General features: G+C 43.8%; 1 pseudogene. It reads left to right on the top strand.

Features of this window, described 5'->3' with window-relative positions:
• Positions 1 to 127 precede the first annotated feature (127 nt).
• Positions 128 to 288: pseudogene (locus ACYP03_RS25705) on the top strand (TRAP transporter small permease subunit); the annotation flags it as partial.

Genomic DNA, 288 nt, shown 5'->3' with positions numbered 1-288 from the left:
GACGCTGATTGCTGATAAAGCCTATCTCGACAGTCAGGCTGAGCAGAAGTAACACTAAAATCATGCACCGGTCTGTCCGGTGCATGTCCTTTATCAGTCTGGAATGTTGCCTCGCAACGGAGTCATTATGCGAAGCTTATTAGCCTTCGAAAAAATCATCAACCGCTTTTCAGATTTGCTCGGCTGGATAGCCAGCACTCTATTTATCATACTGATGTTCAACGTTTTTTATGACGTAGTTATGCGGTATGTCTTTAACCATGTTTCTATTGCCATGCAGGAGATGGA

The organism is Photobacterium sp. R1 (assembly GCF_054600795.1).
This window is presented reverse-complemented; position numbering and strand designations above follow the sequence as displayed.